This window comes from Corynebacterium sp. HMSC068G04 (assembly GCF_001814885.1).
Lineage (GTDB): Bacteria > Actinomycetota > Actinomycetes > Mycobacteriales > Mycobacteriaceae > Corynebacterium > Corynebacterium hiratae.
The window spans coordinates 34,435-56,218 of sequence record NZ_KV818338.1 but is presented as its reverse complement, the minus strand read 5'-3'; the positions used below and the strand labels follow the sequence as shown (position 1 = coordinate 56,218).

The 21,784-nt window shown below is 62.9% G+C and carries 19 protein-coding genes; all 19 read left to right on the top strand.

From position 1 onward, the window contains the following. Positions 1-17 precede the first annotated feature (17 nt). The 19 genes from carB (at position 18) to rapZ (ending at position 21,770) form a co-directional block, all read left to right on the top strand. Positions 18-3,359 carry a carbamoyl-phosphate synthase large subunit gene (carB, locus tag HMPREF2993_RS08525; protein WP_070701923.1) on the top strand — a complete coding sequence of 1,114 codons (3,342 nt, stop codon included), beginning with the start codon at positions 18-20 and terminating at the stop codon, positions 3,357-3,359. Beyond that, positions 3,343-4,191 carry an orotidine-5'-phosphate decarboxylase gene (pyrF, locus tag HMPREF2993_RS08520; protein WP_046649088.1) on the top strand — a complete coding sequence of 283 codons (849 nt, stop codon included), beginning with the start codon at positions 3,343-3,345 and terminating at the stop codon, positions 4,189-4,191. The genes carB and pyrF overlap by 17 nt, the downstream gene beginning before the upstream one ends. A 270-nt stretch (positions 4,192-4,461) precedes the next feature. After that, on the top strand, positions 4,462-4,782 hold the full coding sequence (gene mihF / locus HMPREF2993_RS08515) for an integration host factor, actinobacterial type (protein WP_010186801.1): 321 nt from the start codon (positions 4,462-4,464) through the stop codon (positions 4,780-4,782). Between the two features lie 8 nt (positions 4,783-4,790). After that, positions 4,791-5,360, top strand: a complete 570-nt coding sequence (gene gmk / locus HMPREF2993_RS08510; RefSeq protein WP_046649089.1) for a guanylate kinase — start codon at positions 4,791-4,793, stop codon at positions 5,358-5,360. Positions 5,361-5,398: 38 nt separating this feature from the next. Continuing rightward, complete coding sequence (gene rpoZ, locus HMPREF2993_RS08505; RefSeq protein WP_046649090.1) at positions 5,399-5,701, top strand: DNA-directed RNA polymerase subunit omega; 303 nt, start codon at positions 5,399-5,401, stop codon at positions 5,699-5,701. Between the two features lie 151 nt (positions 5,702-5,852). Continuing rightward, positions 5,853-7,121 (top strand): bifunctional phosphopantothenoylcysteine decarboxylase/phosphopantothenate--cysteine ligase CoaBC, encoded by a 1,269-nt coding sequence (gene coaBC / locus HMPREF2993_RS08500; protein ID WP_046649091.1) that lies wholly within the window; start codon positions 5,853-5,855, stop codon positions 7,119-7,121. Positions 7,122-7,236: 115 nt separating this feature from the next. Then, the gene (metK, locus tag HMPREF2993_RS08495; RefSeq protein WP_070516585.1) at positions 7,237-8,460 is read left to right on the top strand and encodes a methionine adenosyltransferase; all 1,224 of its coding nucleotides are present in this window, start codon (positions 7,237-7,239) and stop codon (positions 8,458-8,460) included. An 11-nt stretch (positions 8,461-8,471) separates the two neighbouring features. Beyond that, on the top strand, positions 8,472-10,514 hold the full coding sequence (locus tag HMPREF2993_RS08490) for a primosomal protein N' (RefSeq protein ID WP_049157475.1): 2,043 nt from the start codon (positions 8,472-8,474) through the stop codon (positions 10,512-10,514). A 127-nt stretch (positions 10,515-10,641) separates the two neighbouring features. Further along, positions 10,642-11,151, top strand: a complete 510-nt coding sequence (gene def / locus HMPREF2993_RS08485) for a peptide deformylase (protein WP_049157473.1) — start codon at positions 10,642-10,644, stop codon at positions 11,149-11,151. A gap of 53 nt (positions 11,152-11,204) precedes the next feature. Beyond that, positions 11,205-12,206, top strand: coding sequence for a methionyl-tRNA formyltransferase (fmt, locus tag HMPREF2993_RS08480; RefSeq protein WP_049157471.1), 1,002 nt, complete (start codon positions 11,205-11,207; stop codon positions 12,204-12,206). Next, positions 12,203-13,837 (top strand): RsmB/NOP family class I SAM-dependent RNA methyltransferase, encoded by a 1,635-nt coding sequence (locus HMPREF2993_RS08475; protein WP_070701921.1) that lies wholly within the window; start codon positions 12,203-12,205, stop codon positions 13,835-13,837. The genes fmt and HMPREF2993_RS08475 overlap by 4 nt, the downstream gene beginning before the upstream one ends. A gap of 28 nt (positions 13,838-13,865) precedes the next feature. Next, positions 13,866-14,543 (top strand): ribulose-phosphate 3-epimerase, encoded by a 678-nt coding sequence (rpe, locus tag HMPREF2993_RS08470; RefSeq protein WP_070701919.1) that lies wholly within the window; start codon positions 13,866-13,868, stop codon positions 14,541-14,543. Further along, positions 14,540-15,565 carry a bifunctional diaminohydroxyphosphoribosylaminopyrimidine deaminase/5-amino-6-(5-phosphoribosylamino)uracil reductase RibD gene (ribD, locus tag HMPREF2993_RS08465; protein WP_083306514.1) on the top strand — a complete coding sequence of 342 codons (1,026 nt, stop codon included), beginning with the start codon at positions 14,540-14,542 and terminating at the stop codon, positions 15,563-15,565. The genes rpe and ribD overlap by 4 nt, the downstream gene beginning before the upstream one ends. Before the next feature lie 25 nt (positions 15,566-15,590). Beyond that, a complete protein-coding gene (locus HMPREF2993_RS08460; RefSeq protein WP_070702081.1) occupies positions 15,591-16,229 on the top strand; it encodes a riboflavin synthase in 639 nt (212 codons plus the stop codon). Positions 16,230-16,240: 11 nt separating this feature from the next. Next, on the top strand, positions 16,241-17,503 hold the full coding sequence (locus HMPREF2993_RS08455; protein WP_070701917.1) for a bifunctional 3,4-dihydroxy-2-butanone-4-phosphate synthase/GTP cyclohydrolase II: 1,263 nt from the start codon (positions 16,241-16,243) through the stop codon (positions 17,501-17,503). A 74-nt stretch (positions 17,504-17,577) separates the two neighbouring features. Then, the gene (gene ribH, locus HMPREF2993_RS08450; RefSeq protein WP_046649097.1) at positions 17,578-18,060 is read left to right on the top strand and encodes a 6,7-dimethyl-8-ribityllumazine synthase; all 483 of its coding nucleotides are present in this window, start codon (positions 17,578-17,580) and stop codon (positions 18,058-18,060) included. 85 nt (positions 18,061-18,145) lie between these two features. Further along, complete coding sequence (locus HMPREF2993_RS08445) at positions 18,146-18,772, top strand: PH domain-containing protein (protein ID WP_046649098.1); 627 nt, start codon at positions 18,146-18,148, stop codon at positions 18,770-18,772. Next, positions 18,772-20,826 carry an excinuclease ABC subunit UvrC gene (uvrC, locus tag HMPREF2993_RS08440; RefSeq protein ID WP_070511746.1) on the top strand — a complete coding sequence of 685 codons (2,055 nt, stop codon included), beginning with the start codon at positions 18,772-18,774 and terminating at the stop codon, positions 20,824-20,826. The genes HMPREF2993_RS08445 and uvrC overlap by 1 nt, the downstream gene beginning before the upstream one ends. Before the next feature lie 62 nt (positions 20,827-20,888). Further along, the gene (gene rapZ, locus HMPREF2993_RS08435; protein WP_070511748.1) at positions 20,889-21,770 is read left to right on the top strand and encodes an RNase adapter RapZ; all 882 of its coding nucleotides are present in this window, start codon (positions 20,889-20,891) and stop codon (positions 21,768-21,770) included. The last annotated feature ends 14 nt before the right edge of the window (positions 21,771-21,784 follow it).

Below are 21,784 nucleotides of genomic sequence, written 5' to 3'. Positions count from 1 at the left end.
AAAGGAAGAAGAAACACATGCCAAAGCGCAACGACATCAATCACGTCCTGGTTATCGGCTCCGGTCCGATTGTTATTGGCCAGGCCTGCGAGTTCGACTACTCCGGTACCCAGGCCTGCCGCGTGCTCAAGGAGGAAGGCCTGCGCGTTACGCTGGTCAACTCCAACCCGGCAACGATCATGACGGACCCGGAGTTCGCCGACCACACCTACGTGGAGCCCATCGAGCCCGAGTTCATCGAGAAGATCTTCCAGAAGGAAAAGGAAGAGGGCAACCCCATCGACGCCGTGCTGGCAACCCTGGGCGGCCAGACCGCTCTGAACGCCGCGGTGCAGCTGGACCGCCTGGGTATCCTGAAGAAGTACGATATCGAGCTCATCGGTGCCGATATCGATGCGATTGAGCGCGGCGAGGACCGCCAGAAGTTCAAGGATATTGTCGCCTCCATCGGCGGCGAATCCGCGCGCTCCCGCGTCTGCCACACGATGGAGGAGGTCCACGAGACCGTCGCCGAGCTCGGCCTGCCGGTTGTCGTTCGCCCGTCGTTTACCATGGGCGGCCTCGGTTCGGGCCTGGCCTTCAACGAGGAGGACCTTGAGCGCATTGCCGGCGGCGGCTTGGCTGCATCCCCAGAGGCGAACGTCCTCATCGAGGAGTCCATCCTGGGCTGGAAGGAATTCGAGCTCGAGCTCATGCGCGATGGTGACGATAACGTGGTGGTCATCGCGTCCATCGAGAACGTCGACGCCCTCGGCGTCCACACCGGTGACTCCGTCACCGTGGCGCCGGCCCTGACTCTGACGGATCGCGAGTACCAGAAGATGCGCGACCAGGGTATCGCCATCATTCGCGAGGTGGGCGTCGACACCGGCGGCTGCAACATCCAGTTCGCAGTGAACCCGGATGATGGCCGCATCATCACCATTGAGATGAACCCGCGCGTGTCCCGCTCCTCGGCGCTGGCCTCCAAGGCCACCGGTTTCCCGATTGCCAAGCTGGCCGCCAAGCTGGCCATTGGCTACACTTTGGATGAGGTACGCAACGACATCACCGGTGTGACCCCGGCTGCATTCGAGCCGACTCTGGACTATGTCATCGTCAAGGCTCCGCGCTTTGCCTTTGAGAAGTTCCCGGGCGCCGATGACACCCTGACCACCACCATGAAGTCTGTGGGCGAGGCCATGGGTATCGGCCGCAACTACATTTCCGGCCTGAATAAGGTCATGCGTTCCCTGGAGTCCAAGCCCGCAGGTTTCTGGACCCAGCCAGATGAGTACTTGGCCGGGGAGCGCGCTACGGATCTCGAGGCCGTTCTCAAGGACCTGGAGCGCCCGACAGAGGGCCGCATGTACGACGTCGAGCTGGCCCTGCGCCTCGGCGCTACCATTGAGCAGCTGCACGAGCACTCTCACCTGGACCCGTGGTTCCTCGCTGAGTTGGAGGCGCTGGTCCAGTTCCGCGAGGAGCTCGTGAGTGCGCCGGTTCTGGACGCTGATTTGCTGCGCCGCGCCAAGGTCTTCGGCCTGTCCGATGCCCAGATCGCGGCTCTTCGCCCAGAGTTCGCTGGCGAGGATGGCGTGCGCTCCCTGCGCTGGTCCTTGGGTATTCGCCCGGTGTACAAGACCGTCGATACTTGCGCTGGTGAGTTCGAGGCGCAGACCCCGTACCACTACAGCACTTATGAGCTGGATCCGAACGCTGAGTCCGAGGTCCGCGCAAGCGAGGAGAAGACTAAGGGCAAGGTCATCATCCTGGGCTCTGGCCCGAACCGCATCGGTCAGGGTATCGAGTTTGACTACTCCTGCGTGCATGCCGCCCTGGAGCTTTCCCGCGAGGGCTACGAGACGGTCATGGTCAACTGCAACCCGGAGACGGTGTCGACTGACTATGACACGGCAGACCGCCTCTACTTCGAGCCGCTGACTTTCGAGGACGTCATGGAGGTCTACCACGCGGAGGCCGCGTGCGGTGAGGTTGCCGGCGTCATCGTCCAGCTGGGTGGCCAAACCCCGCTGGGCCTGGCTGAGCGCCTGACCGCTGCCGGAGTTCCGGTCGTGGGAACCTCGGCCGCTGCCATCGACTTGGCCGAGGACCGCGGTGAATTCGGCAAGGTGCTCGCCGAAGCCGAGCTGCCCGCACCGGCCTTCGGCACCGCTACCTCCTTCGAGGAGGCCCGCCAGGTCGCCTCGAATATCGGCTACCCGGTATTGGTCCGCCCGTCCTACGTGCTGGGTGGCCGCGGCATGGAGATCGTCTACGACGAAGATTCGCTGCGCAACTACATCGAGCGCGCTACCGAGATCACCTCGGACCACCCGGTCCTCGTCGACCGCTTCCTGGATAACGCCATCGAGATTGACGTCGACGCGCTGTGCGACGGCGAGGAGGTCTACCTCGGCGGCGTGATGGAGCACATCGAGGAGGCCGGTATTCACTCCGGTGACTCTTCCTGCGCCCTGCCGCCGATGACGCTGGGCCCGGAGGATATTGAGAAGGTGCGGGAGTCGACGCGTCGCCTAGCGCATGGCATCGGCGTCAAGGGCTTGATGAACGTTCAGTACGCCTTGAAGGATGACACCCTCTACGTCATCGAAGCCAACCCGCGTGCCTCCCGCACCGTGCCTTTCGTCTCCAAGGCCACCGGCGTCCCGCTGGCCAAGGCCGCCGCGCGTGTCATGCTGGGGGCATCCATCGCCGAGCTGCGCGAGGAGGGCATCATCCCGTCTACCTACGACGGTGGTTCCCTGCCGCTGGAGCACCCGATTGCGGTCAAAGAAGCCGTGCTGCCGTTTAACCGCTTCCGTCGCCCCGATGGCCAGCTGCTGGATACTTTGCTGTCCCCGGAGATGAAGTCCACCGGTGAGGTGATGGGCTTGGCCGATAACTTCGGCGCCGCCTACGCCAAGGGTGAGATGGCCGCCTTCGGCGAGCTGCCCACTGAGGGAACCGTGTTTGTCTCCGTAGCCAACCGCGATAAGCGCACGCTCATCTTCCCGATTCAGCGCCTGGCCTACATGGGTTACACCATCGTGGCTACCGCTGGGACCGCGCAAATGCTGCGCCGCAACGGTGTCGAGTGCGAGGTCGCCCGGAAGGTATCGGAGGCCACGGAGGGCGAGGAGTCCATCGTGGACCAGATTCTTGCTGGAAAGGTTGATCTCATCCTTAACACCCCGGCAGGCTCCGCCGGTGCCCGCCACGACGGCTATGACATCCGCGCTGCTGCGGTATCCGTGGGCATTCCGTTGGTGACGACCGTCCAGGGCGTGACCGCCGCCGTGCAGGGTATTGAGGCTCTGCGTCGCGGGGATCTCAAGGTGCGCGCGCTGCAGGAGCTTGAGCATGACCCAGCCAACTAGGAAGTTGCCGTCTTTTGGTGAGCGCCTCGTAGCAGCTGGTGCGGAGCGCGGGCGCCTGTGCGTAGGCATCGACCCGCACCCGCATCTGCTCGAAGCCTGGGGCCTGTCGGTTGATGTGGATGGTCTGCGCACGTTTACGCTGCGCTGTGTAGAGGCCTTCGGCGAGACCGCCGCGGTGGTGAAGCCACAGGTGGCTTTCTTTGAGCGTTTCGGTTCGCGCGGCTTCGCAGTTCTTGAGGAGGCCCTCGCGGGGCTCCGCGAGCAGGGCTGTCTGAGCCTAGCGGACGCGAAGCGCGGAGACATCGGTTCCACCATGGCGGGCTACGCACAAGCCTGGTTGGGGGAGGACTCGCCGCTGCGTTCCGATGCTGTGACGGTCTCGCCCTACCTCGGTGTGGGTGCTTTGAGTCCAGTCTTCGACCTAGCGGAGGAAACTGGACGAGGTGTCTTTGTTCTTGCGGCGACCTCCAATCCGGAGGCCGTGGCGTTGCAGTCGTTGAGTGTCGACGGCCGCAGCGTTGCGCAGCGCGTCGTCGATGAGCTTGCACAGCGCAACGCCTCTGCGGCTGGGCCAGACACCACCGTGGGTGCCCTTGGTGTTGTCGTGGGCGCGACGTTGGAGGCTCCGCCTGCACTAGACCAATTAAACGGTCCGGTGCTGCTGCCGGGTGTGGGCGCCCAGGGCGCTACGCCCGCCGATGTAAGGGAACTCACCGCAGCGGCGCCCGAGCTCGGCTTTGCCAACGTTTCCCGGGCCATTCTTTCGCAGGGGCCGAGTGTCTCTGACCTGCGGAAAGCCGTAGTGGATACCGCGGCGGAGTTCCGGGATTAATACTCAGACCAGGTGGCGGCGTGCTGGATTAACGGGCGCGCCGTTTACCTGGTATTTTGTTTAAGGCATGTGCGTTGACGTGCGGGAACCTTTAAAAGAAGGGGGCCGCGTTGCGTCATCGCGTACAGACCAGTGCTAGGATTGCCAGAAGTCGGTTCGTGGAGGTAGCAAAAGCTATCCCGCGCTGGGGAAACCTTCCCACCGTGAGCCGAGATTCTGGTGCTAGCCATCAGAAGACAATGTTCGAACTAATGAAATCGGAGGAAACCCGTGGCCCTTCCCAAGTTGACAGATGAGCAGCGCAAAGAAGCTCTCGCAAAGGCCGCCGAGGCCCGCAAGGCTCGCGCTGAGCTCAAGGCTGCGCTGAAGCGTGGCGAGACCAACCTGCAGGAAGTTCTGGAGAAGGCCGAGACCGATGAGATCATCGGCAAGACCAAGGTCTCCGCTCTCCTCGAGGCCCTGCCGAAGGTTGGCAAGGTCAAGGCTAAGGAAATCATGGAGGACCTGGAGATTGCTCAGACCCGCCGTCTGCGTGGCCTGGGTGACCGTCAGCGCCGCGCCCTGCTCGAGCGTTTCGGCTACGGCGAGTAATTAGCGCAATGGCTGACGAAACTGCACGCGGGCGCCTGGTCGTTCTGGCCGGGCCGTCCGCTGTGGGCAAATCCACGGTGGTTTCGCGCCTGCGCGACGATGTCGACAACCTCTACTTCAGCGTCTCCATGACGACGCGCCAGCCCCGTCCCGGAGAGACTGATGGGGTGGACTACTTCTTCGTCTCACCAGAGACCTTTCAAGAGCATATCGACGCCGGTGACATGCTCGAATGGGCAGAGATCCACGGCGGTTTGCAGCGTTCCGGGACACCCGCTCAGCCGGTCCAAGAAGCGATGACGGCTGGACGCCCGGTGTTGGTAGAGGTTGATCTTGCAGGCGCCCGCAACGTGAAGGCGGCGATGCCGGAGGCGGAAACCGTGTTTCTCGCCCCACCATCCTGGGAAGTTTTGGTCGAGCGCCTGACAGGGCGTGGGACCGAGCCGCAGGATGTCATCGACCGCCGGTTGCAGACCGCAGAGTCGGAGCTTGCCGCGCAAAAGGAGTTCGACCACATCGTTGTCAATGAAGATCTCGATGAGGCCGTTGCCGCTATTAGTGCTATCCTGCGTGGATAGACCACGATTTTGACCATCTACCAACAGTAAAGGTGCATGTGACCAACGTGACCACACCTGCTAATTCTGAGGCCGTTAAGCCGGAACCAGTATTCGATCCGCCGACGGGCATTACCGATCCGCCGATCGATGAGCTGCTGGGCAAGGTCTCGTCCAAGTACGCTCTGGTGATCTTTGCCGCTAAGCGCGCACGCCAGATCAACAGCTACTACCAAGAACAGGATGAAGGCGTCTTCGAGTTTGTCGGACCGCTGGTGACCCCGGAACCGGGGGAGAAGCCGCTGTCCATCGCTTTGCGCGAAATCGAAGCCGGCCTGCTGGACCACGAGGAAGGCAACTAAGCTTTTCCGTGCCGGTCGCTGCCTACAGCACATTCTGAACTGAACCCACCCACGTGTCTGCCAAGATACTGGGTGGGTTCAGTGCGTCTTGGGTAACATCGTCCGAGTGAAGGACGTACAGCATTTCCAAGAAGCTCAAGAAAGTAGCGCCGTGAATCATCCAGAGTCCGCAGGGGCGGGGTCGGCTCAACGGCGGCGCATCCTCATCGGAGTGGCGGGAGGAATTGCCGCCTACAAGGCGTGCCATCTTATCCGCGATTTCACTGAGCATGGCGATGATGTTCGCGTGATTCCTACCGAGGCTGCGCTGAACTTCGTTGGGGCAGCGACCTTTGAGGCCTTGTCGGGGCATCCGGTGTCGACCACGGTCTTTGATGCGGTGGATGAAGTCCAGCACGTCTCCCTAGGCCAGCAAGCGGACGCCATCGTTATTGCCCCGGCAACCGCGGACCTGATCGCGCGTTTGGCTGGTGGTCGCGCCGACGATCTTCTCAGCGCATCCGCCCTTGTTGCGACGTGTCCGGTGATTATCGCCCCAGCGATGCACACGGAGATGTGGCTTAACCCGGCAACCCAAGACAACGTGGCTACGCTGCGCCGTCGCGGAGTTACTGTCATGGAGCCCGCCCACGGCCGCTTGACCGGTACCGATACGGGCGCAGGCCGGTTACCGGATCCGGAGCAGATCGCGGAGTTTGCTCGCACCATCATTGCCGGGCACCGCGTGGGCCATGATTGGCAGGGCCGGAAGGTCGTGATCTCCGCTGGCGGCACGCAAGAGAACCTTGACCCAGTGCGCTACTTTGGCAACCGCTCGTCCGGACGACAAGGCTTTGCGTTGGCTGAGATTGCCGCACAGCGGGGTGCCGATGTCACCATCGTTGCCGGTAATACGGAGGCGCTTCCGGTTCCCTCCGGTGCCGCGGTCGTGCGGGTGACCTCAACCCGCGATATGCAGGAGGCAATGAATGCAGAGTCCGCCGACGCGGACATCGTCATCATGGCCGCGGCCGTTGCGGACTATCGCCCAGCCTCCGTGGCTGATTCAAAGATGAAGAAGGGTACCGCGGACGCTGATTTGGCGCATCTGGAACTGGTGGAAAATCCGGATATCCTCAAGGGCCTCGTCGAGCGTCGCGACAGTGGCTCCCTCAACCCCGATGCCATCATCGTCGGCTTCGCCGCAGAGACCGGTGATGAGACGACGACTGTCCTGGAGTACGCCCAGCGGAAGTTCGCAAAGAAGGGCTGCGATGTACTCATGGCCAATGAGGTCGGGGAGGGAAAGGTCTTTGGCCAGCCCACAAGCGCTGGGTGGATCCTGCGGCGTGATGCCGAGCCAGTGGTGGTTGAGCCTGGCTCGAAACAGGTCGTGGCCGCGCAGATACTTGAAGCTGTGAATGAAATCCTGAAAAAGTAGTGGTCGTTCTTGCAGCTGTAGACCGCTTGGTCTACGATGGGGCGGTGTTATCAGCCGAGGCGTGGGCAAGGCGCTGTCCCACCCACGACGCGCAGAACTAGCTTAAGGAAAACTTGTGACTGACAAAGCTGCACAGGCGGTACGCCTCTTTACCAGCGAATCCGTAACTGAAGGCCACCCGGATAAAATTTGTGACGCGATCTCGGACGCCATTCTTGACGCCCTCCTCGAAGAAGACCCCAACGCCCACGTCGCCGTAGAAACCCTCGTGACGACGGGGCAGGTGCACGTCGTCGGCGAGGTGCGCACCACTGGTTATGTAGAGATCCCCCAGATCGTTCGCAAGACCCTCGTGGAGATTGGCTTTACCTCCTCCGATGTTGGTTTCGACGGCCATACCTGTGGCGTCAACGTCGCCATCGGTGAGCAGTCCCAGGAGATCGGGGCTGGCGTGGATGCCTCCACCGAGGTTCGTTCCGGCACCTTCGAAGACGATGACCAGTACGGTGCGGGTGACCAGGGCCTCATGTTTGGCTATGCCACCAATGAGACCCCGGAGTTTATGCCTTTGCCGATTTCCACGGCGCACCATCTATCGCGCCGTCTCACCCAGGTGCGCAAGGAGGGCATCGTGCCTTCCCTACGCCCCGATGGCAAGACCCAGGTCACCTACGCCTACGACGAGAATGATGTACCCACGCGGCTGGAGACGATCGTCATCTCTACCCAGCACGATCCGGACGTCACCCAGGAGTGGTTGGCCGAGCAGCTGCGCACGCACGTCGTCGAATGGGTCGTCAACGACGCCGACTTGGGCAAGTACTACACCGAGGACACCGAGCTGCTCATCAATCCTTCTGGCTCCTTCATCCTCGGCGGACCCATGGGTGATGCCGGGTTGACCGGCCGCAAGATCATCGTGGATACCTATGGTGGCATGGCCCGCCACGGCGGCGGTGCCTTCTCCGGTAAGGATCCGAGCAAGGTGGACCGCTCCGCTGCCTACGCCATGCGCTGGGTGGCCAAGAACATTGTGGCCGCCGAGCTTGCCGACCGCGCCGAGGTACAGGTGGCGTATGCCATCGGCCGCGCCAAGCCAGTTGGCCTCTACGTCGAGACCTTCGGTACTGCGCACGGCGGGCTGAGCGACGCCGACATCCAGGCCGCAGTGGACAAGGTCTTCGATCTGCGCCCGGCCGCCATCATTCGCGAGCTCGACCTCCAGCGCCCGATCTATCGCCAAACCGCGGCCTACGGTCACTTCGGTCGCACCGATGTTGACCTTCCGTGGGAGGACACCTCGCGGGCCGTCGACCTGCGCCGTGCCGCCGGCCTGTAGAATCGGGCGCTATGCCCAAGAAGACACCCGCCGCCCAGCAACCGGTCGCGCGGGTGTTGCCCTTGCTAGGGGTAGCGCACCTCGACCGCGGCTTCGATTACCTCATTGAGGAGGCGGATTCCGACGCCGCGCAACCGGGCGTCCGGGTGCGTATTCGCTTCAACGGCAGGTTGGTTGACGCCATCTTGCTCTCCCGCAGCAGCGATTCTGATTTTTCCGGTTCGCTCCGCTATATCGAACGCGTCATTTCCCCCTATGCGGTGTACACACCGACCATGGCGGCGCTCATCGAATCCCTTGCAGCCCGCTACGGCGGCGTGCGCTCCGATATCATCCGCACCGCCATCCCGGCGCGCCATGCCAAGGCCGAAGAAGCGGATATCACCACTCCCTGGGAAGAGCTCGGCACGGCAGAGCACCCGGATCTCTCTGCGTGGTCGAGCTACCAGCATGGCGAGTCTTTCGTGGATTCGGTGCTGACGGGGAACATTGCGCGGGCAGCGTGGCAGATCGCACCGGGGTCAGATTGGGCTGGCGCGCTTGCGGCCTTGGGCGCTAGCGTGGCGCTGCAAGGCGGCGGGGTGCTCATGGTTGTGCCGGATCAGCGTGACCTTGACCTGTTGGAAGCGGCGTTTCGTCGCCACCTCTCCGCCAAGCAGATCACGGTGCTCGCGCACAGTACTGGCCCGCAGGCTCGCTACCGCCGCTATCTGTCCGCACTGACGGGGCAGGCACGCATCGTTATCGGCACGCGCTCCGCGGCCTTCGCCCCAGTAAAGAACCTGAAGCTGGCCGTTGTCCTCAATGACGGTGACGATAGCCTGGTGGATAACCTCAAGCCCTACGTCCACACGCGAGAGGTATTGAGCACGCGCTCCGCGCAGGAAGAATGCAGCCTTATCCTTGCTGGCCACGCGCGCACGGCCGAAGCGCAGCTGCTCGTTGAGTCGGGATGGGCACACGATCTTCTCCCAACTCCGGAAGCCCTGGAAGCGGCGCGCCCCGATATTGTTGCGGTGGGTGCGTTCGGTATCAATCTGGCGCGGCACATGCAGGGCGGGACGACGTCGGTCAGCGGCCCAGCTTTTCAAGCCACTCGGGCGGCGCTCGACCGCGGTGAACCCGTCCTTGTCCAAGTCCCGCGCAAGGGCTACGCCCCAATTCTGGCTTGTGGGCAGTGTTCATCCCCGGCACGGTGTCGACACTGCAACGGGCCACTAGGTTTGCCCTCTGTCCGTGGCGCGGCGGATGGGGCGCAGGATTCCGCCGCGCTTCCCACGTGTCGCTGGTGCGGGCGTGTCGACGCCCATTACCGCTGTTCCGAGTGTGGTTCCCCACGGCTGCGGGCCATTGTGCTGGGCTCCGAGCGCACCGCCGAGGAGATGGGGCGCGCCTTTCCCAACACGCGCGTTATCCAATCAGGTGGCTCCACAGTCGTCGACGAGGTCCCTGCCGGCCCCGCGCTGGTGATTGCCACGCCTGGCGCGGAGCCACGCGTTGCCGAGGGAGGGCACTATGGTGCTGCGCTCCTGGTGGAAACCGGGGCGTTGCTGGGCCGTCAGGATCTCCGAGCTACGGAGGATACCTTGACCACATGGGCTGCCGCAGCCACCCTCGTGGCCCCGGCTGCGCAGGGCGGAGCGGTGATCGTGGCAGCAGATGAGCAGCTCCCGCTCGTGGGCTTCTTTAGCCGGTGGGACATGGTGGGAGCCGCGGCGGCCGAGTTGCAGGCACGCCGCGAGGTACGCTTCCCGCCCGCGGTGCACATGGCGGCCGTCGACGGTGCCGATGCCTCGCTCGACGCTTTCCTGGAGCTGGCAGAACTACCGGAGCACGCGGAGCTTCTTGGCCCGGTCCCGCTGCCGCCCGGGGTGAGCTTGCCGGGCGAGTATGACCACGAACGCGGCGGCGAGCCCCAGCGCCTGCTGATCCGCACGCCATTGGGGCCGCGCTCGGAGCTTGGGCAGGCGCTGCGAACGGCCAATTCGCTGCGCAGCGCGCGCAAGGACGTGTTGCCTCTGCGCATCGCCGTGGACCCGATCAACATCGGATAGACAGAGCAGCCGACCCCACCCCTGGAGGGCACGCACTGCTTACTGTGAACTATTCTCGGTGCAGGAGCACTACGGATGGCAATCCCTGCTTACCGTGAAAGACTGCAAACCACGAGGAGTTCATACTATGACCGTGCGCGAGGTTCGCCTCTATGGCGATCCCGTCCTGAGCACCCGGGCCGAGGAGATCACCGAATTCGGGCCATCGCTCGAGCGTCTAGCTCAGGACATGTTGGAGACCATGGAAGACGCCGGGGGAGTAGGCCTAGCGGCTAACCAGATCGGCGTGACCAAGCGCATCTTCGTTTTTGACTGCTCTCACTATCAGCACGGCCTGCGCGGTGCCATCATCAACCCCGAGTGGGAAGCAGTGGGAGAAGAGACTCAGCTGGGACCAGAGGGCTGCCTGTCCATCCCCGGTATTTCCCAGCCCACCGAAAGGTTCAATACCGTACGCCTTACAGGCTTCGATCCCCTAGGCCGCCCAGTGTCTATGCTCGCGTCCGGACTGATGGCACGCTGCATCCAACACGAAACGGATCACCTCGACGGAATTTTGTTCCTCAAGCGCCTGAGCGATGAGTTGCGAAAGGAATCCATGAAGATCATCCGCCAGTCGGAGTGGTTCAACGCATAGGCGTCAGACTTTAATCAACAATCAACCTTACGAGAGAAAGGCATGCACCCACTGTGCGCATCGTTTTCGCCGGAACCCCCGAGCCCGCCGTCGTGGCTTTGGAGAAACTCATTGCCTCACACCACGACATAGCCGCCGTCATCACCCGTCCTGATGCCCGCCGCGGCCGCGGGCGCACCCTGCACCCCAGTCCCGTGAAGGCGCTGGCCCAGGAACACGGAATCGAGGTTCTTACGCCAACCACACTCAAGCCAGGCACCGAGGACGGCGACGCCCTGCGCGCGCGGTTGGCGGAGATTGCTCCGGAGGCTATTCCGGTGGTGGCCTACGGAAACTTGATCACCGAGGATCTGCTGGGCCTTCCAACGCACGGCTGGGTCAACCTGCACTTCTCCCTGCTTCCAGCGTGGCGCGGCGCAGCACCGGTCCAGGCAGCCATTGCGGCCGGCGACGAGCGCACTGGCGCCACGACCTTCCGCATCGATCAGGGCCTGGATACCGGGGACATCCTGGCCACCATCGAGGAAGCAATCCTGCCCACCGATACCGCTGATGACCTGCTCACGCGACTGGCATACGCGGGTGGTGACCTCCTAGTCCAGACTATGAATGGCCTGGAGGACGGCAGCATTACGCCGCAGCCGCAGGAAGGTGAGGCCACCTATGCGCACAAGATTGCGACCGACGACGCCCGCATTGACTGGACCCGGCCTGCTGACGTCATTGATCGCCACATCCGCGCCCATACCCCGGGGCCGGGAGCCTGGACCTTAATGGGGGAATCCCGCCTGAAGGTAGGGCCTGTAAGCAGCGTGGTACCCGCCGAACTCGAGGCGCTGCCAGAGCCTGCCGCAGTGCGCGCACTCCAGCCAGGAGAAGTGCACGTGGCCAAGAATGCCGTCATGGTCGGCACCGGTAGCTCCCCAGTACGTTTGGGCAAGATTCAACCGCCCGGCAAGAAGATGATGAACGCCGCCGATTGGGGCCGAGGTCTTGCTAGCCAAGGCTCTTGCGGCACGGATTCCACAGACACAGACGAGGTGAAGTTCTCATGACCGGAGGGTTTAGGTCCCGCAGCAAGTCTGGTGACCCGGCGCAGCGCGCGGGGACAGGCGCAGAGAAGGGAAAGCAGCAGCGGGGCAGCCAACAGCGTGGAAACTCGCGCGGTGGACGCGACCACAAGGGACGCGGAGGCTATCAGAACACCGGTGCGCAGCGTGACCGCCGAGGCGGACAGCGCCAGACTGCTCACCACGATCGCCAGAACCCGTCGCTGATTTCCGCGGCACGGCGCAGCGGGGTGGACGTGCCGCGCGCGGTCGCCTTCGAGGTACTGCAGCGGGTTGCGGTGGATGACGCTTTTGCCAACCTCACGCTGCCGAAGGCCGTGAGCGCGAACAAGCTCAGCGGCCGCGACGCCGCCTTTGTCACGGAACTGACCTATGGCACGCTGCGCACCGAGGGCGTTCTCGATGCGGTCATCGCTGAATGCTCGTCGCGCGGGCTCGACGCCATTGCGCCCGAGGTGCTCACGGCCCTGCGACTGGGCACCTACCAGGTGCTCTACACCCGAGTGGAGGCGCACGCGGCGGTCGATACCACCGTTCGCCTCGTGGAGGCGGCCGGCCACGAGAAAGCCAAGGGCTTTGCCAACGGCATCATGCGGACTATCACCCGCACACCGGCGCAAGAGTGGATGGACAAGCTTGCTCCGAGCGGAGAGGTCGCGGCTTTGGCCTTCCGCCACGCTCACCCCGAGTGGATCGCCCGCTCCTTCGGCCGCGCGTTGGGGCTCCTCGACACCGCTGACGATAACGCGCTCAGCGCCGAGCAAACAGCGGAGCTGGAGCGCGCACTCGAGGCAGACTCTGAGCGGCCCCTCGTGCACCTGGTAGCGCGACCGGGCGAGATATCCGCCGAAGAACTCGCGCTCATTACCGGCTGCGAGGAAGGACGCTACTCCCCTTATGCGGTTTACCTTGAGCAGGGAGACCCGGGCTCCCTCGAGCCTGTCCGCCAGAAACTCGCGGCGGTGCAAGACGAAGGCTCCCAGCTCATCGCACGCGCGGTGACGGAAGCTGAACTTATTGGCGAGGACAGCGGACGCTGGTTGGACCTGTGCGCCGGCCCCGGTGGCAAGGCCGCCCTGATGGGTGCCATCGCTCGCGTCGAGGGGGCGGAGGTCGATGCCGTAGAAGTCTCCTCGCACCGCGCTACCTTGGTGGAAAAGACGGTGGGTGACTTGCCTGTCCGCGTGCACCGTGCGGACGGTCGTGCGCCGGGTCTCGACGCAGGCTTTGACCGGGTGCTTGTCGACGCCCCCTGTTCCGGCCTCGGTGCACTCCGTCGCCGCCCCGAAGCCCGCTGGCGCAAAGCCGAGTCCGATATTGCGGAACTCAACACACTGCAGACCGAGCTCCTCGAGTCCGCGTTGGACCTCGTGCGCCCAGGTGGCGTCGTGGTGTACTCCACCTGTTCGCCCGACCTGCGCGAGACCCGGGGCATCGTGGACGCTGCCGTGGAGCGCCATGGCGTTGGGGCAGAGATCCGCGTCGAGGAGCTGGATGCGCGCGACGTGCTTCCGGACATGGGGGATCTCGGCAGCGAGCTCTCTGCCCAGATGTGGCCGCACCGTCACGGCACAGATGCAATGTTTTTCGCCGTCCTCCGCCGAGTAGCGGACTAGCGGGGCGTGAGGGACTAGGCTGAGTGTCATGTCTGCACACTCGTCTGCTCCCATTATCTCCCCATCCATTCTGGCCGCCGACTTCACCCGCTTGGGCGAAGAGGTCAAAGCAGTGGCCAACGCGGATTGGATCCACGTTGACATCATGGATGGACACTTCGTGCCGAACTTGTCCTTCGGCCCGGATATTACCGCGACGGTGGACGGGATTACCTCGCAGACCCTCGACGTTCACCTCATGATCGAGGAGCCGGAGAAATGGGTGGAAACCTACGCCAAGGCGGGCGCTGATTGCATCATCTTCCACGTCGAGGCCGTGGCCGACAAGGACGCGGCCATCGCCTTGGCCCGCAGGATTCGGGACCTAGGGGTGCGCGCGGGCTTCTCGATCAAGCCGGGCACCCCGATTGAGCCCTGGCTGGATGCGCTGGAGCACTTCGACGAGGTTCTCGTCATGTCTGTCGAACCCGGCTTTGGTGGTCAGAGCTTCATGCCGGATCAGCTGGATAAGGTGCGCACCTTGCGCGCGGCCATTGACGAGCGTGGCCTCGATGTCCTCATCGAAATCGATGGCGGTATTTCTGCCGAGACGATCCGCTCCGCCGCCGAGGCGGGCTGTGATGCCTTTGTCGCGGGTTCGGCCATTTACAAGCAAGCAGATAAGGCGGCGGCCGTCGAGGAGCTGCGCCGACTGGCCACGCTGTGATTCCACGCCACGATTCTGCTGTCCTATCGCAAGCATTGCGCGTCGCCATGGAGGCCGGCGAGCGGGTTCGCGGTACGACGAGTCCGAACCCGCCGGTCGGCGCGGTGATTCTCGATGCTGCCGGCCAGGTCGCCGGCGTCGGCGCCACCCAGCCCCCGGGCGGGCCGCATGCTGAAGTCATGGCGCTGCGCGATGCGGGGGACAAGGCCCGCGGTGGAACCGCCGTGGTGACCTTGGAGCCCTGCAATCACACGGGTCGTACGGGCCCGTGCGCGCAGGCGCTTATCGATGCCTCCGTGGCCGCCGTGTACTACCTCCACCCGGACCCCACCCCACAAGCCGGGGGCGGATCAGCAACACTGCGCCGCGCCGGAGTCACGGTGGGACAGCTCGCGCCGGCGGAGGGCGTGGACGATGCGCTCGAACCGTGGTTGAGCGCGGTGAGTCTCGGCCGCCCGCACGTCACGCTCAAATTTGCACAGAGTCTGGATGGTTTCACCGCTGCCGCGGATGGCAGTAGCCAGTGGATTACCGGAGAGCGGGCCCGCGAGCACGTGCATCGTGATAGAGCTCAGCGCGATGCCATCCTTATCGGAACGGCCACGGCGTTAGCGGATAATCCATCGCTGACCGCGCGCTACCCCGATGGTTCATTGCGTGAGCGGCAACCGCGGCGCGTTGTCATCGGTTCCCGCGATGTTAGCCGGGGCGGGGCTAGTAACCTGGTCGAGCTAGGCTTCGAGCACTATTCCACGCCGCAGGAGGCACTAGATCAGCTGTACGCCAGCGGCGCGCGAGACATCCTTGTCGAAGGCGGCGCAGGGCTAGCCACCAGCTTCATGGAGTTGGGCTACATCGAGCGTATTCAGGCCTACCTGGGCAACGTCATTCTCGGCGAGGGCAGAGGAGTTCTCACCCGTGCACTGTCCCAGAATCTGGCCCAGGCTGAGAGGTGGCAGCGCGTGGCGGTTACCGAGCTAGGCGAGGACCTGCTCGTGGAATATAGAAAGCTCAAAGGTTAAAAGATAGGGAAGGGGAGTGCTGGCTATGTTTACTGGACTCGTTGAAGAAGTTGGCCACGTCGATAGCGTGGAGCTGCAGGGTGATGCCGTGCGCCTCGGCATCGCCGCAACCATCGTGCTGGGGGACGCCCAACTGGGAGATTCCATCGCGGTCAACGGCGTGTGCCTGACCGTTGCTGAGTTGGGAGAAGGAACCTTCACCGCAGATGTCATGAAGGAGTCTTTGAACCGGAGTTCCCTCGGCGAACTCGAAGTGGGCGCGCCGGTCAACCTCGAGCGTGCGGTGCTCCCGACGACGCGCTTGGGTGGCCACATTGTGCAAGGGCACGTCGATGGCACCGGGACCTTGCTGAGCCGCACGCCGTCGGAGCACTGGGAGGTGCTGCGCTTTAGCCTGCCGGCCGAGCTGGAGCGCTACGTGGTGGAGAAGGGTTCCATCGCGGTGCAGGGAACCTCCCTGACGGTATCGGCCTTGTCAGACGGGCAGGGAGAGCCCGACGCGGAGAGCTATTTCGAAGTCTCTCTCATTCCCACCACGCTGCGCGATACCGTGTTTGGTTTGATGGCGCCAGGCGCTCGCGTCAACCTCGAGGTAGACGTGGTTGCAAAGTATGTGGAGAAAATGGTTCACCCCAACGCCTCCGCCAGTGGCACGGAGGGATAGAGTAAGTCCTTATGAGCGCTGCAGATTCAGCTTTTAGTTTAGATAGCGTCGACCAAGCCATCGCGGACATCGCGGCCGGCAAGGCGGTCGTCGTCGTGGACAATGAGGACCGCGAGAACGAAGGTGACCTCATTTTTGCCGCTGAGCTCGCCACCCCGGAGCTCGTGGCCTTTATGGTGCGCTATAGCTCCGGCTACATTTGCGCACCCCTGCTCCCAGAAGACTGCGAGCGTTTGAACTTACCCCCGATGTTCGCGGTGAACCAGGACGTACGGCAGACCGCCTACACCGTCACGGTGGACCTGGCTAATGGTTCCACTGGTATCTCTGCCACCTCACGTTGCGAAACTATCCGCAGGTTGGCCGATCCCTCCTCTAAGCCCTCGGAATTTACCCGCCCCGGACACGTGGTCCCGCTCGCCGCGCGCCCGAATGGCGTGCTCGAACGTGACGGGCACACGGAAGCCGCCATCGATCTGGCTCGCTTGGCAGGCCTTCGCCCAGCTGGCGTGCTCTGTGAGATCGTCTCTGAAGAGGATCCCACGGACATGGCGCGCTCCCCGGAGCTGCGCCGCTTTGCCGACGCCCACGGGCTGAGGATGATCTCCATCGAGCAGCTCATCGAGTGGCGTCGCCACAACGAACAGCAGGTTCACCGCCAAGTCGAAACTCGCCTGCCCACCGAGTACGGCGAGTTTCGCGCGGTAGGTTATTCGAATGACGTCGACAAGCGCGAGCACATCGCCCTTTTCGTTGGTGACGTGGAAAGCTATTCCGGTGCCGAGGATGTACCCGTTCGCGTACACTCTGAGTGCCTTACAGGTGACGTCTTTTCCTCCCAGCGCTGTGATTGCGGTCCGCAGCTGCAGGAATCCCTCCGTGCGGTGCAAGAAGCGGGACGCGGCATCGTCATCTACCTGCGTGGACAGGAAGGGCGCGGAATTGGCCTGGTCAACAAGCTCAAGGCTTACCGTCTGCAGGACGAAGGCCTCGATACCGTTGATGCCAACGTGGAGCAGGGCCTGCCGGAGGATGCACGCGAATACTCCGTGGCCGGACAAATCCTGCGCGACGTCGGCGTGAAGTCCGTGAACCTCTTGACCAATAACCCGCACAAGGGCGAGGGGCTGCAAGGCTTCGGCATTGATGCCCCCGCGCGCACAGCGCTGGCTACCCCCGCCACAGCGGAGAACATCAGCTATCTGCGCACCAAGCGTGACCGAATGGGGCATGATCTGCCCCAGGTAGCCGAATGGGATCAGAAACACTCCTAGAGTTGGGATGAAGCGCTTCAGCGCCCCTAACCATCACGCATTGAGTATCAAGCTTTGAGCACAAGGAGCACACTATGAGCAAGGAAGGCCTGCCCACCCCGAACAATGTCTCCGGGGAAGGTATCCGCGTCGCCGTCGTTACCGCAACGTGGAACGCAGAGATCTGTGATCAGCTGCATCGTCGAGCGCTCGAGACTGCCGAAGCCGCCGGCGCCGCGGTCACGCCCCTGCGCGTGGTCGGGGCCCTCGAACTGCCCGTCGTGGCCCAAGCCGCCGCGCGCACCCATGATGCCGTGGTTGCGTTGGGCTGCGTTGTTCGTGGTGGCACCCCGCACTTTGATTACGTCTGCGATTCCGTGACGCAGGGCCTGACGCGCATCGCGCTCGATGAGTCGACCCCGGTGGCCAATGGAGTGCTGACGGTCAACGACTACGAGCAAGCCGTCGATCGCGCCGGCTTTGCGGACTCTGAAGAGGATAAAGGTGCCGAGGCCATGCACGCAGCTTTAGAAACCGTGCACACGTTGCGTACACTGAACGAGTCAAACCAAAAGTAGGCTGCCAAGTGCAACCACGCCGCCTGGCGTATCCGGCAGGGGGAGTGGCCTGCCTCAGCGGAGTGATGAGGAGATGGAAAACTCGATGACGGACTCACAGGTGCCTTCCGGGCACGAAGAGCGGGCACAGTCGGCCCATGCCAACCAGTCCTCCGCCTCTTCGCAGCCGGCTGCGTCGATGGCGGCCGGGGGACCAGGACGCGGCATGAGCGATGAGCAAATGCTGGCCTATACCAGCGCGGATCCTTTCGCCCAGACGTCGTCCAAGCCCTGGGAGTATGAAGTTACCTCTCCCTACCTGCGCAAGGTGGCCATCATCTGGATCATTCTCGTTATGGCCGCGCACCTTTTCATGGGCTTTACGGTGGGTCTGTCCTTTACCGGTGCGACGGTGACGACGATTGATAAGTTCGCTTTTCCCGGCGTCGGCGTGGTAATTTCCATTTTGTCTTGGCTGGCGCTGACTCGCCCGCGGCTGCGCGCGAACTCCGACGGGGTGGAGGTCCGCAATATCGTGGGAACCCGTTTCTACCCGTGGCAGGTCATCTACGGCTTGTCCTTCCCCGAAGGCTCCCGCATGGCGCGCATCGAGCTTCCGGACTTTGAATACGTGCCGGTCTGGGCCCTGCAGTCGGGCGATAAGGACGACGTGATCACCAATGTCCGCTCTTTCCGCGACCTAGAAGCCCGTTACATGCCGCAGGATGACTAGTGGCTGATCCCTCTCAGTACCGTCCCGCGCCCGGAAGCATCCCTACAGATCCGGGCGTTTATAAGTTCCGTGATGAGAACCGCCGGGTCGTCTATGTGGGCAAGGCAAAGAACCTGCGGGCGCGGTTATCCAATTACTTCCAGGACATCACTCAACTACACCCGCGCACTCGCCAGATGGTGCTGACGGCGGCCTCGGTGGAATGGACCGTGGTGGCCAGCGAGGTGGAAGCGCTGCAGCTGGAGTACACGTGGATTAAGCGCTTCGATCCGCGCTTTAACGTGATGTACCGCGATGATAAGACTTATCCCATGCTCGCGGTATCCGTTGGGGAGACCATTCCGCGTGCGTTTTTCTACCGGGGCCCACGCCGCAAAGGCGTGCGCTATTTCGGTCCCTATTCCCATGCCTGGGCGGTGCGTGAATCCCTGGATCTTCTCACTCGCATCTTTCCCATGCGTACCTGCGCCAAGGGTGTGTTCAACCGCCACGAGCGCTTGGGGCGGCCCTGTTTGCTGGGGTATATCGGCAAGTGCGATGCCCCCTGCATCGGCCGCGTTAGCCCGGAAGAACATCGCGATACGGTTAACCAACTCATCAGCTTCATGAACGGTAACACCGCACCCGTTCGCAAGCGGGTCACGCAGCGCATGGAGGAGGCCGCGGAGAACCTGGAGTTTGAGTTGGCGGCCCGCCTGCGCGATGACTTGGGTGCCATCGACAAGTTGATGGAGCAGCAGGCAGTGGTGTTGCCTGATGGCACGGATGCGGACCTCATTGCGTTTAGCTCGGATGAATTGGAAGCTGCAGTTCAGATCTTCCATGTGCGTTCGGGACGCATCCGCGGGCAGCGCGGCTGGGTTGTGGAGCGTTCCGGAGATCAGGCAACGACTGACGCGGTGCGCGAAGGCGAGCCAGATCCTGGTCTGCCGGCTTTGATCCAAAACTTCCTCATTCAGTTCTATTCTGACGCGGCAGAACGCCAGCGCCTAGAGGCTGAAGAAGACGCGAAGTTGGAGCGTAGGGGAGTGGACCAGGAATCCCATGCCGAGGAGCATCGTGGAAACGCTATTCCGCGGGAGATCTTGGTCCAGGAACTGCCCGATGAAGCCGATGAGGTCAAGATCGTTTTGGAGGAGCTGCGTGGCGCCCAGATCGATCTGCGCGTTCCGCAGCGAGGGGATAAGCGCGCGTTGATGGAGACCGTCGAGCGCAATGCCAAAGAGCAACTGAAACAGCACAAACTCAAGCGCGTTGGCGACCTCACTGCGCGCTCCGCCGCACTCCAGGAGCTGCAGGAAGCACTGGGCATGGATTCCGCGCCGTTGCGCATCGAGTGCACGGATATCTCCCACATTCAGGGCACCGATGTTGTGGCCTCCCTGGTGGTTTTCGAGGATGGGCTGCCCCGTAAGTCCGACTACCGGCGTTATCGCATCAAGGAAGCGGCGGGCGATGGCCGCTCGGACGATGTCGGTTCCATCGCCGAAGTCACCCGCCGCCGGTTTAAGCATCACCATGACGATAAGCGGGCGGTGCCTGACGAAGAGCTAGAGAACACCACCTTCGCTGAGGAGTTGGTGCGCGAAGAGGCGGCGAGCCAGACCAAACGCAGCTCTTATCCGCCTCAGCTCTTCATCGTTGATGGCGGCGCGCCGCAGGTGGCAGCCGCGCAAGCTGTGTTTGATGAGCTCGGCATCGTCGATGTGACACTCATCGGTCTGGCCAAGCGCCTAGAGGAGGTGTGGGTGCCTGGTGATGACGAACCGGTGATTCTACCGCGCAATTCGCAGGCGCTGTTTCTACTGCAGCACCTGCGCGACGAGGCCCATCGCGTAGCTATCTCTTATCACCGCCAGCAGCGTTCAAAGCGGATGCGCTCCTCCGTCCTCGACGCGGTCCCGGGCTTGGGGCCGCAGCGTCGCACGGACCTAGTGAAGCACTTCGGCTCGGTAAAGAAGCTCAAGGAAGCAAGCGTGGAGGACATTGCTGAGGTGAAGGGATTCGGCCCCAAACTAGCTCAGACCGTCTTTGATCACCTTCACGACTCTTAGGAGGGATTCCCACCGTATTCCTAGACAGGATTCCTACCGTGGCAACCACTTAAGTGGTAAGAATGGAGGCCATGACGTTGTTTGATTCTCCGCCCATTTTGATTACCGGCATGTCGGGCGGCGGCCTGACGTCGGCGGCAAAAGTGTTGGAGGATAAGGGCTACTACGTCGCCCACAACATCCCGCCGAAGGCCATCGTTGACCTCTTGAAGCTGTGTGCGCGTCCGGATTCTCCAGTTACGAAGATCGCCGCGGTCACCGACGTACGCTCCCGCATGTTCCCTGGTTCTTTGGCAGAAACCTTGGACGAACTAGAGCAGCTGGATATGAAGCCGACCCTGCTTTTCCTCGATGCGCGCGATGACGTGCTGATTCGCCGCTTCGATTCGGTGCGTCGCACGCACCCGCTGCAGGACGGTGAAACACTGAAGGCCGGCATCCAACGCGAGCGCGCCGCCGTGCAATCCATTCGTGAGCGTGCGGACATTATCATCGACACGACGAACCTGTCCGTTCATGACCTACGCCGTGCCATCGAGGCTGCCTTCGGTGACATGCGCGGGGAACGCCAGCACGTCACGCTCCAGTCCTTCGGCTTCAAGCATGGTTCTCCGCGGGACGCTGACCTTGTCGTCGACGTCCGTTTTCTTCCCAATCCTTACTGGGTACCGGAACTGCGGGGCTACCGGGGCACCGATGAGCCGGTGTCGGATTATGTTCTGTCTCAGGACGCCGCTGAGCCTTTTATCGAGCGCTTCATCGACATGTTGGACTCGATGCTCACGGGGTATCGCCACGAGGGGAAGAATTTCATCACCGTAGGCATTGGTTGCACGGGTGGGCACCACCGTTCCGTGGCCGTCACGGAAGAGATCGCCCGCCGCCTTAGCGAGCGCGGAGACTTGGACGTGAGCACCCTGCACCGAGACATCGCCCGCGACTAGGCGCGATACGTATC

Excerpts from the sequence above, each read along its gene's own strand:
- HMPREF2993_RS08475 (WP_070701921.1), top strand. The coding sequence starts at position 12,203 with ATGACCGGAGGGTTTAGGTCCCGCAGCAAGTCTGGTGACCCGGCGCAG.
- HMPREF2993_RS08460 (WP_070702081.1), top strand. The coding sequence starts at position 15,591 with ATGTTTACTGGACTCGTTGAAGAAGTTGGCCACGTCGATAGCGTGGAG.
- HMPREF2993_RS08445 (WP_046649098.1), top strand. The coding sequence starts at position 18,146 with ATGACGGACTCACAGGTGCCTTCCGGGCACGAAGAGCGGGCACAGTCG.
- HMPREF2993_RS08455 (WP_070701917.1), top strand. The coding sequence starts at position 16,241 with ATGAGCGCTGCAGATTCAGCTTTTAGTTTAGATAGCGTCGACCAAGCC.
- def (WP_049157473.1), top strand. The coding sequence starts at position 10,642 with ATGACCGTGCGCGAGGTTCGCCTCTATGGCGATCCCGTCCTGAGCACC.
- ribH (WP_046649097.1), top strand. The coding sequence starts at position 17,578 with ATGAGCAAGGAAGGCCTGCCCACCCCGAACAATGTCTCCGGGGAAGGT.
- rapZ (WP_070511748.1), top strand. The coding sequence starts at position 20,889 with ATGGAGGCCATGACGTTGTTTGATTCTCCGCCCATTTTGATTACCGGC.
- pyrF (WP_046649088.1), top strand. The coding sequence starts at position 3,343 with ATGACCCAGCCAACTAGGAAGTTGCCGTCTTTTGGTGAGCGCCTCGTA.
- HMPREF2993_RS08490 (WP_049157475.1), top strand. The coding sequence starts at position 8,472 with ATGCCCAAGAAGACACCCGCCGCCCAGCAACCGGTCGCGCGGGTGTTG.
- rpe (WP_070701919.1), top strand. The coding sequence starts at position 13,866 with ATGTCTGCACACTCGTCTGCTCCCATTATCTCCCCATCCATTCTGGCC.
- carB (WP_070701923.1), top strand. The coding sequence starts at position 18 with ATGCCAAAGCGCAACGACATCAATCACGTCCTGGTTATCGGCTCCGGT.
- gmk (WP_046649089.1), top strand. The coding sequence starts at position 4,791 with ATGGCTGACGAAACTGCACGCGGGCGCCTGGTCGTTCTGGCCGGGCCG.